We start from the raw sequence: 10,629 nt of genomic DNA on the forward strand, positions 1-10,629 counted from the left end.
GGACAGCGTGGTGACAGCCAGCAAAGTGTCCGTGTCACTCAGACCGGGCTTGCGCTGCATTGAACTGAGAAAATTTACAACGGCCCGATGCGGAATTTGCACCCCTTTGGGTTTGCCCGTGGAGCCCGACGTGTAAATCACGTAAGCGAGGTTCCCCGGATTGACCACCACGTCCGGTTTTTCCCGGTTTTCACGTGCGATGGATTTGCATTCACTGTCCAGGCAAAGGTACCGCGCTTTGCCCTTGGGCAGGGCGTCGCGCAGGGAGCGCTGCGTCACCACCACTGTCACCTTTGAATCCTCAAGCATGAACGCGAGTCGCTCGCCCGGGTAGCTCGGGTCGATCGGCACATAGGCGCCCCCAGCCTTGAGAACGCCGAGCACACCTGCGACCATGCTCGGCGAGCGGTCCAGACAGACACCGACGAGCGTTTCCGGTCGCACGCCGAGTCTGCGCAGGTGGCATGCGACCTGGTTTGCGCCATTGTCCAGCTCGCGGTAAGTCATCCGCTGCTCCCCGAAGACGACGGCCACGGCGTCCGGCGTTCGGGCCACCTGCGCCTCGATCATCTCGTGTAGGGTCTTCTCGGCCGGGTAATCCGCCCGTGTCCGGTTCTCTTCAACGAGCAATTGATTTCGTTCGATTGAGGTCAGTAACGGCAATTCCGAAAGCCGCCCGTTCGGGTCTGCAACGACGCCCTCAAGCAGCACTTTGAAATGCGCCAGCATCCGCTCGATAGTGGATGCATCGAAGAGATCGGTGTTATATTCCACCCGCGCCGTCAGGCGTTCGGCACCTTCGGTCATGTAAACCGTCAGGTCGAATTTCGCAGTTCCGCTGTCGAGTTCCAGTTGCGCAAGCTTCAATCCCGGCCAATTCACGGATTCAAGCGGCGCGCGCTCGAGCGCGAACATCACCTGGAAAAGCGGCGGACGGCTCAGACTGCGGTCCGGCTGCAGTTCCTCGACCAGCCTCTCAAAAGGGACGTCTTCGTTCGCATAGGCGTTGATCGCCGTTTCGCGTGTGTGACCGAGCAGCTCGCGGAAGGTCGGATTCCCGGAAAGATCGCCCCGCATCACCAGCGTATTGATGAACAGACCGATGACCGCTTCCGTTTCAGTCAGGCTTCTACCAGCGACCGGTGAGCCGACAAGGATGTCCGTCTGTCCGGTGTAGCGGTGAAGCAGGGTTTGGAACGCGGCCAGCAGCGTCATGAACAGCGTCGCGCTCTCATTCCGGCTCAATTCCTGAAGCGCGTTGCGCAAATTTACCGGCAGGGCGAGAGACGAAACAGCCCCGCGATAGGTCTGCACCGCGGCGCGTGGACGGTCGACCGGCAGTTCCAGCGTCGGGAGACCTCCACTCAAGCGTCTTTTCCACCACGCCAGTTCCTTTTCGAGTGATTTGGCCTGCTCGCGCTGCCAGACCGCGAAATCCGCGTATTGGATGGGAAGGTCGGGCAATGCCGGTTCCTTTTCCAGGCGAAGGCGCTCATAAATCGCGGCCAGCTCACGGAAGAAAAGCGTGAGCGACCACCCGTCGAAAATGATGTGGTGGGCTGTGAGGACGAAAATGTGTTCGGTGGCGGAGAGGCGCAGAAGGTTTGTCCGCAGCAATGGCAGGCGGGTCAAATCGAACGGGCGTTGCGCTTCCTCACGCGCGGCGCGGCGCGCCTCCCGCTCACGATCCGGCTCCGGCAGCAAACCCAGGTCGGCAATCACCAGTTGCAGTTGCATCGAAGTGGCGACGATTTGAACGGGCTGGCCCTCTCGCAAATCGAAGCGCGTTCGCAAAATCTCATGCCTTTGGACGATGTGATTCAGCGCCCGTTCCAGCACCGGGATGTCGAGCGGCCCGTTGATGCGCACGGCGACCGGGCTGTTGTAAAGCGGCGTGCCTGGGTGGAATTGTTCGAGAAACCAGAGCCGCTGTTGGCCCGGGGAAACCGGAAACGCGAAGACTTCCGAGGGTGAATCCACCCCGACCTTCTGTTTGACTGCCATGGGCGGGTATGTTTCCGTCGTCGTCATCAGTGCCTCAGTTTTGTTTCATCAATTCCGCATTGGCTCCGGGTGACGGCCGGTTCACCCGGTAAGCCTCCCTCGAAACCCGGGCGATGCCGGGGTCGCGTCGAGGCGTGCTTCTGGCGATCGTTCGCTCGATTTCCCTGGCCAGCTCGGCGACGGTCGGCTTCTCAAACAGGCTGCGAATGGACATGTGCAGGTTGAAAGACTCTTTGAGCCGCGACACAGCCTGCGCGGCGAGGAGCGAGTGTCCTCCCAGTTCGAAAAAATTGTCATGCGCCCCCACCCGTGGGCAGCCAAGAACTTCGGACCAGATCCTGGCGATGTTTTCCTCGACATGATTGCGCGGTGCCGTGAACAGCCTGCTGGCGCGGTAATTTGAGTCGTCGGGCGCGGGGAGCGCGGAACGGTCCACCTTGCCGTTCGGCGTCAATGGCCAGGCGCCGCAGGCGACGAACGCCGACGGCACCATGTAGTCGGGAAGCGTGGCGCGCAGAAACCCGGAGAGTTCTGCGAATGCCGGCCCCGGCGGGTGTCGGGGGATAATGTAAGCCACGAGTTGCTTCCGGCCGGGATCGGTTTCGCGCGCCACCACCAGGCTTTCGCGCACCGCCGGATGCTGGTTCAGCTTCGTTTCGATTTCGCCCGGCTCGATACGATGGCCGCGAATCTTCACCTGATGATCAATGCGCCCCAGGAATTCCAGGTTTCCGTCGGGCAACCAGCGGACGAGGTCTCCCGTTTTGTAAAGGCGCGCGCCGGGCTGGTTGTTGAAGGGATGCGTGATGAATTTCTCCAGCGTGAGCAGGGGATTGTTTCGGTAACCGCGCGCCAGTCCGTCACCACCCACGAAAAGCTGGCCCGGGACGCCGACCGGGACCGGGCGCAGGAGCCGGTCGAGCACGAACACTTCCACGTTGGCAATCGGGCGCCCAATGGGCGGCGTGGTATTCGATCCGTCGCCCGCAGGAGCAACGGGAGCGCAGGTCGAGACCACCGTGTTTTCTGTGGGCCCATAGTGGTTGACCAGTTGAAAAGGAAGACCGGCTGCGGGGCGATTGTTCAGTTTGTCGCCGCCGGTCAACATCACGCGTAACTTCGCGCCTCGAGGCCAGGGCAATGTGAGCGCTGCCTCGGCCAGCGGTGTCGGCAGAAAACTGATTGTGATTTTTTCCTCGCCGAGCCATTGAACCAGCGCGGCTGCGGATGCGCGCGTGTCGTCGTCCACAATATGAATGCTCGCGCCGGCGGTCAGGTAGGGCCAGAGCTCCCACACGGAGGCGTCGAAGGAGAATCCCGCCAATTGCGTCGCCCGGTCCGCGGGTGTCACGCTATATGCCTGTTGATGCCACGTCAGCAGGTTGACGAGCCCGCGGTGAGAAAGCTCGACGGCCTTCGGCGTGCCGGTGGAACCGGAAGTGTAGATGACGTAGGCGAGGTTGCGGGAGGAGACATGCACACGCCACGAATCGTCTGTTACCGGACGATCCTCCTCCGGGGTGCGCGCGTCGAGGAGAAGGACTTTGCAGTTCGAAATCTTAAACTCGAAATGGCTTTGCAATGCGGTTTGGGTCAGCAACACGGGCGCCCGGGAATCTTCCAACATGAAGGCGAGCCGATCCCTCGGATAACCGGGATCCAGCGGCACGTAAGCAGCCCCCGCTTTCAAAATCCCCATCAGCCCGGCGACCATTTCCACCGAGCGCCGGGCGCAGATACCCACCGGCGTGTCCGGTTCGAGATGAAGAGAGCGCAGATGGCGCGCCACCCCATTGGCATGGTTGTCGAGTTCCCGATAGCTGACTTCCTCCTTACCATGGACCAAAGCGACTGCATTGGGTGTGCGCTCCACCTGCGCCTCAAAGAGTTCGTGAACACATTCGTCGCGCGGATAATCTGCCCGGGTCGCGTTCCATTCGACCAACAGCTGGTGCTGCTCCGCATCCGTCAGCAGGGGCAGATCGCCGACCCGTTGTGACATATCCTCGACCATTGCCCGCACGACGGTCTGGAAATGGCCGAGCATTCGCGCGATGTCCGCTTCCTCGAATCGGCTTTCGTCAAAACCGATTTTCAGCTTCATCTCCACGCCGCCATAAACGTCCATCCAAAGGGGGAAGTTCGGTTGATTGTGAATCGAGAATTCCCGTCTCGACCATCGACCGTTTTGCGCGCGCAGGACGGCATCCCAGGAGGGATCCTGAAAGCTGATAATGCTTTCGAACAGCGGCTGGCCCCTCGGGACGCCGCTCCAGCGCTGGATTTCCACGAGCGGCGTGTGCTCGTGAGCGCGCATGGCCAGGCTTTGGGCACGCAGCTCGTTCAGCAAATCCAGGACGCGCAATTGATCAGGCACGCGCACCCGGATCGGCAGCGTGTTGATAAAGAGTCCGACCATGGATTCCGCGCCCCCAACGGACGAGCGCCGGCAGGCGCGGACAGCGCCGAACAAGATGTCTTCTTCGCCGCTGTAACGGCTCAACAAAACCGCCCAGGCCCCTTGAAGCAGCGTATTGACGGTCACCTTCTGATCCTTCGCAATGGAGCGCAGCCGGGTGGCCTCCGCCGCGGAGAGACTGGTTTCTTTAAGGGAATGTCCTGCGTGCTGGCCGTGTCGTTTTTTCGAGGCCGTTGCGATAATCAGCGGAGTCGGAGTGACAAATCCGTTCAGTTGTTTTTTCCAGAACGACTCTGCCGCCGTGCAATTATGGCCGCTCAACCATTCGATGTAGTCCCGATAAGGGCGGGGTGATGGCAGCTCCAGGTCGCGTCCTTCGCACAGGGCCTCGTAAATGTTGAAAACCTCATTCAGCACGGTGACGAGCGAGCGTCCGTCAATCAGGAGATGGTGAAACGTCCAGGCAAGAACGTGTTTTGCTTCGCCGACGCGGAAAAGCGCCAGCCGCATCAACGGCGGGAGGCTCACCTCAAAACCGCGTCGGCGTTCGGCTCGCAAGAAAGCGTCGAGGCGGACTCGCTGGTCATTTTCCGGCAGGCCACTCCAGTCTTTTTCATCCATCTGAAGGCGCACGCGGCGATGCACGTATTGTTGGGGTTGGTGGCCGGTCCAGGCGAAGCCCGTCCGCAAGACCGCGTGCCTTTCCACGACCCGTCCCCACGCCCGGCGGAGGACCGGAGCATCCAACTCCTCCGCCAGCGTGCAAACGACCTGCTCGACGTCCACACCGGAGTGGGGCGCGGACAATCCGTGGAACAACATCCCTTGCTGCATCGGCGACAGCGGATAGCTGTCTTCGATGTTGTTCGTTTCCTCAACGATCGCGGTTTGTCTTGGGCGCGCCATATCGCCGGCAACGGTAGCAGCCCGGGTGAACCGGCTTAAAGTGGGTGAAGCCCTGAAACGTCGATGGGCAATTCACCCCAATACGTTTGGCACCGGGCAACGTTACGGCGTGAGACTTGCGGGGTACTACCCATTACATTTTTTGTTCAAGTTTCGTTTCCTTGTCCCGTGGTTGCCATTCAACATCGTGACACGGCGTCGGCTTTCGAATCCGCCGCTGCTTCGCGCGCGCGACCGGCGGACGCTCGCATGGGGCTGCACTGCGCCCCACCCATTGCCATTTTGGGCGTGCCGTTCGACCACATCAACATGGCCGGTGCTGTGGAACGAATTGAGCAAATGGTGGCATCGCGAGAACCTCACTATGTGGTGACCGCCAACGCAGACTTTGTCGCGCAAGCGCGGCAGGATGTGGAACTTCGCCGTATTTTGGTGAACGCGGACCTGGTCCTGTGCGACGGCACGCCGCTGGTCTGGGCCTCGCGCCTGTTGGGAAATCCACTGCCCGGGCGCGTGGCCGGCTCGGACCTCACGCCTTTGCTGATGAAGCGCGCGGCCGAGAAAAACCACCGCCTTTTCCTGCTGGGCGCTTCGCCCGAAGCGAACGAACAGGCTGTTGCCCGCTTGAGACGGCAGCATCCCGGGTTGAACATTGTCGGGAATTATTCGCCTCCGTTCAAGCCGCTGCTCGAAATGGACCATGATGAAATTCAGAGGCGTGTTCAGGCTGCGAAACCGGATCTTCTGTTCGTATCCTTTGGATGTCCCAAGCAGGAAAAATGGATCGCCATGCACTATCGGGCGCTGGGTGTGCCGGTGACCATTGGCGTGGGTGCGACCATTGATTTTCTGGCCGGCCGCATGAAACGCGCGCCGCAATGGATGCAGCGCGCCGGTCTGGAGTGGGTTTTCCGCCTGCTCCAGGAGCCGCGCCGCTTGTTCAAACGATACGCAAACGATTTCCGGCATTTCGGCGCGGCCATCGTTACGCAGTGCTGGCAGACGAGGTGGCGTCCCTGTGCCATGAAGCGGGTTCGTCCGAGTTGCGCAACCGTTGTTGAGACGGCATGGCAGCGCATCCGCGTTTCGGAACGATTCGACGTTCATTCGATCAGGCGCGATTCCATCTGGAGCCGGATTCCTTCCGACAACCGTCACTGTCTGGTGGAGCTGAGCTGTACGCGTTTTATAGACGGCACCGGGGTAGGCCTCCTTGTCCATCTGCACAAGCGTCTCGTGCGCGACGGCAGGCATCTGATTCTCCTCTCACCCAGCGCGCCCGTCCGGCGATTGTTGAAGTTGATGCGATTGGAGGATTGTTTCGAAATCGTGTCCGATGCCGTCGAAGCGCGTGCGATCATTGAAAGGCGCGGCTTGGAACGTACAACACACGTTGTCGTCAACAGGGAGACGCGCCCCCTGGCGTGGCGGGGAGAAATAACCGCGTTGAACGTAGAGCCGGTTTGGGAAGCCACCCGGGCGCAGATCGAGCGTCTGGGTCAGGCACAACGCAGATTATCCATCGACATCTCGGAAGTGCGTTTCATCGACAGCGCCGGGCTGGGTGTCATGGTCCGGGCAAATAAATTCGCGCGGCAACGTGACTGTGAACTCCGGTTTGCCGGCATACAGCCGGGTGTGCGGAATGTCCTGCGACTGTCCCGGCTTGAGTTGGTTCTGGCACACGACGCGGCATGAAATGAAAATCGGCGTTTCGACCTCGGTCGTTCAGCGCGGCCGCAGCGGGGTGGCGCAATATGTCTTTTCCATGCTGCGCGCCCTGTTGCCGCACGCGGACCGGCATCAGTTCACGGTTTTTGCGCTCGAAGAGGATCTACCGCTGTTCGCGTTCGCGGCGGGGAAAATGAAAATCGTCTCCGTGGCTGAACAGTACCGGCCGCCGGTAAAGGACATTCTGTGGCACCAGACCGTTTTGCCACGGCTCGCGCGGGCATACCGGCTTGATGTGCTGCATGTGCCGAGTTACCGGAGGATGCTCTGGCCGCGGCCCTGCGCGCTGGTCGGGACGATCCATGATCTGGCGCCGTTTCATCTGCCCGGCAAGTATGACTGGAAAAGAATGTTTTACGGCCGTGTTATCGCGCGGCGGCTCGCACGAAGACAGGACGAAGTCATCGCCGTCAGCCAGAGCACAGGTCGCGACATTGTCGAATTCTTCCAACTTCCCACGGGCCGTGTGACGGTGATTTACAACGGGCTGGATCACGCGCGCTTTCGACCCGGCCCGCAGGCTGACGCCAGGGCGCTGGTTGCCGCGCGCCACGGATTGCGCGCGCCGTTTTTTCTTTATGTGGCGCGCCTCGAACACCCCGCCAAAAACCACGTGCACCTGATCGAGGCTTTCAACCGGTTCAAAAACGAAACCGGGTCCGACTGGCAACTCGTTCTGGGCGGCAGTGACTGGCACGGCGCGGAAGTGATTCACGCGTTCATCCGGCAATCGAAGTTCAAAAAGGACATTCACTGCCCTGGTTTCGTGCCCGACCCTGATCTGGCTGACTGGTATCGCGCAGCAGACGTGTTCATTTACCCTTCATTGTTCGAGGGATTTGGATTGCCGCCGATTGAAGCGATGGCGTGTGGTTGTCCGGTCATCAGTTCGACACGGGGGTCGCTCCGGGAGGTCGTCGGCGAGGCGGCGGCAACGGTGAATCCGGAGGACACAGCGTCGCTCCAACGGCAGATGGTTTGCCTCGCGACCGATGCCTCCTCGCGCGAGATCCTTCGCGACTCCGGATTAAAACGGGCGCAATGCTTCAATTGGAATAAAACCGCTGACGCCACGCTGAACGTCTATTCGCGCGCGGCGAGCGGAGGACGCAGTCGTCCGCATTCCCTTTGAGGTCCGCCTTCGGATGGGTTTTCTTTCAGCGCGCTTCTCCGGTGTCTGCCCCCGCGCATTTCCGGGTTTCACCCGGCTATGAAATCCCGGCGCGTTTTCCGATGATTACGGGCGAGTCGCTTACAACCTGGGTTGAAAGCGGCGGTTACAACTCGAATGAAAATGCGGCGTCCGGAAAAGGGATGCCGTGTACTGACAACAAGGCTGCCGCCGGATGTTTGCGCGCCTCGCCAACAAAGGACAGATCATGAACAGACATTACGCATCGGGCGTCGCAGTTGCGAAAATCGCAAAGGATAAACCGTTTTCCGCGAGAACTCTGCTCCTTGCGGCAACAATGTTCGCGCTCATCGTGGCAGGGACAAACGCACTGGCTCAGGGGAATTTCCCGCCACCGGCCAGTGTCCGCCCGGACAGGATTCTGGTGAAGCCAAAACCGGGCGCGGACCTCGAGAATCTTAACGCGGCATTCGGCAACAAGGTGCATCGTTTTTTTTCCGGCATCGGCGGTCTCGAAGTCGTTGAGTTGCCTCCCGGCACGGCGGTTGCCGCAGTTCTGGCCGCCTACCAGCGCAGCGGTCTCGTGGAATACGCCGAGCCGGACTACCTGGTGCAGGCGTTGTCGGAGCCCAACGACTTTAACTACGCGAACGGCGACCTCTGGAATTTGAAGAATCTCGGCCAATACGGCGGCGTCCCCGGCGCCGACATCGACGCGCCCAACGGCTGGTCGATTCAAAACACCGCCAGCAATATCATCGTTGCCGTGATTGACACGGGCGTCCGTTATACCCACCAGGACCTGGCGGCAAACATGTGGATCAACCCCGGTGAAAGCGGGAAGGACGCGTTGGGCGTCAACAGGGGCAGCAACGCGCTTGACGACGACGGCGACGGGTACATCGATGACGTCCACGGCATCAACGCCATTCTCGGCACCGGAGATCCAAACGACGATTACGGGCACGGCACTCACGTCAGCGGCACGATCGGCGGGGTGGGCAACAACAGCGTGGGGGTGGCGGGGGTGGCGTGGCGCGTGCAGATCATGGCGTGCAAGTTTCTGGACGCGACCGGACAGGGCTCCATTTCTGACGCCATCGAATGCATTGATTATGCACGCAAGAAAGGGGCGAAGATCATCAACGCCAGTTGGGGCGGGTACACGTTCACCTCGACGGCGTTGTATGACGCCATCAACAGCGCGCGAGGAGCCGGGATCGTGTTCGTCGCCGCTTGTGGGAATGACAACAACAACAACGACGCAAATCCCCTTTATCCGGCCAGCTACTACCTCGATAACATCATTGCTGTCGCGGCCACGGACCGCACGGACACGAAAGCCTGGTTTTCGAACTATGGCGCAACGACTGTCGAGCTGGGTGCGCCGGGCTCGCCGATTTTTTCCTGCTGGAACGGATCGGACAGCGATTACCGGTACCTCGACGGCACTTCGATGGCTGCTCCGCACGTGGTGGGAGCCTGCGCTCTGTTGATGGCGCATTATCCGGGGGATACGTACCAGCAGATCATCCGACGCGTGTTGTCATCAACAGACCCGTTACCCTCGCTGGCGGGCAACACCGTTACGGGCGGTCGTCTGAACTTGTACAAGGCGCTTGTTGGCGCCGGGATTGTGGCGGATTTCAGCGCAACTCCAGTGTCCGGACTCGTACCGCTGACGGTCAGTTTTACAGACGCGTCGAGCGGCCCCGTTACGAGCTGGCTCTGGGATTTTGGCGACGGCACAGCCAGCAGTGCTCAACAGAACCCCACGCATGTTTACAATCGAGCCGGCGTGTTCACTGCGACGCTGACGGTCACTGGAAACGACGGCACGACCAGCAGTAAGGCCGGGACCATCACCGTGACGGGCTGGATGGCGGTCAGCCCGATCGGTGATTTCTCCTCGTCCGGCCCACAGGGTGGTCCGTTTTCACCCGTGAGCCAGACTTTCACCGTCCGGAACCAGGGGAGCACATCGCTCAGTTGGGGCGCCGGCGTGGACCAGGACTGGGTGACACTTTCTGCAACCGGCGGCGAGCTGGCGGCGGGCCAGCAAAAAAGCATTACTGTTTCGATCAACGGTCAGGCAAATGTTCAGCCGGCGGGTGTCCACACGGCCACGGTGGCATTTCACAATCTCAACAATGGAGACGGCGACACCGCTCGCACGGTGAACCTGCAGGTCAACCCATCGCCCGGAATTTTGGCGGTGGACCCGCAAAGCGGCTTTACTTCGCTGGGTGTCCGAGGAGGCCCTTTCACGCCCCAGAGCCAGACTTACACATTGACCAATAGCGGCGGAACCCCGCTCGATTGGACGGTCGCGAAGAATAAGAACTGGATCAGCGTGTCGCCTGCGAGCGGAACATTGACGGCGTCCGGCACCGCCAGGATCACGGTCTCGATCAACGCCGCCGCAAACACACTCAAG

5 protein-coding genes are annotated in these 10,629 nt (G+C 60.7%); 3 read left to right on the forward strand and 2 right to left on the reverse strand.

Translation table 11 applies throughout. The features are described from left to right. Positions 1-2,004 (reverse strand): condensation domain-containing protein (locus tag VN887_03740; protein ID HXT39115.1); only part of this gene is annotated, 2,004 nt, incomplete at its 3' end. 34 nt (positions 2,005-2,038) lie between these two features. Further along, positions 2,039-5,329 carry an amino acid adenylation domain-containing protein gene (locus VN887_03745; GenBank protein ID HXT39116.1) on the reverse strand — a complete coding sequence of 1,097 codons (3,291 nt, stop codon included), beginning with the start codon at positions 5,327-5,329 and terminating at the stop codon, positions 2,039-2,041. A 168-nt stretch (positions 5,330-5,497) separates the two neighbouring features. On the opposite strand from VN887_03745, the gene VN887_03750 reads away from it, so the two are divergent. From VN887_03750 to VN887_03760, 3 genes are all read left to right on the forward strand, one after another. Further along, complete coding sequence (locus VN887_03750) at positions 5,498-7,027, forward strand: WecB/TagA/CpsF family glycosyltransferase (GenBank protein ID HXT39117.1); 1,530 nt, start codon at positions 5,498-5,500, stop codon at positions 7,025-7,027. Position 7,028: 1 nt separating this feature from the next. After that, positions 7,029-8,192, forward strand: coding sequence for a glycosyltransferase family 1 protein (locus VN887_03755; protein HXT39118.1), 1,164 nt, complete (start codon positions 7,029-7,031; stop codon positions 8,190-8,192). 247 nt (positions 8,193-8,439) lie between these two features. Next, positions 8,440-10,629, forward strand: a 2,190-nt coding sequence (locus VN887_03760) for a S8 family serine peptidase (GenBank protein ID HXT39119.1), incomplete at its 3' end; no start/stop codon positions are given.

Source organism: Candidatus Angelobacter sp. (assembly GCA_035607015.1).
GTDB lineage: Bacteria > Verrucomicrobiota > Verrucomicrobiia > Limisphaerales > AV2 > AV2.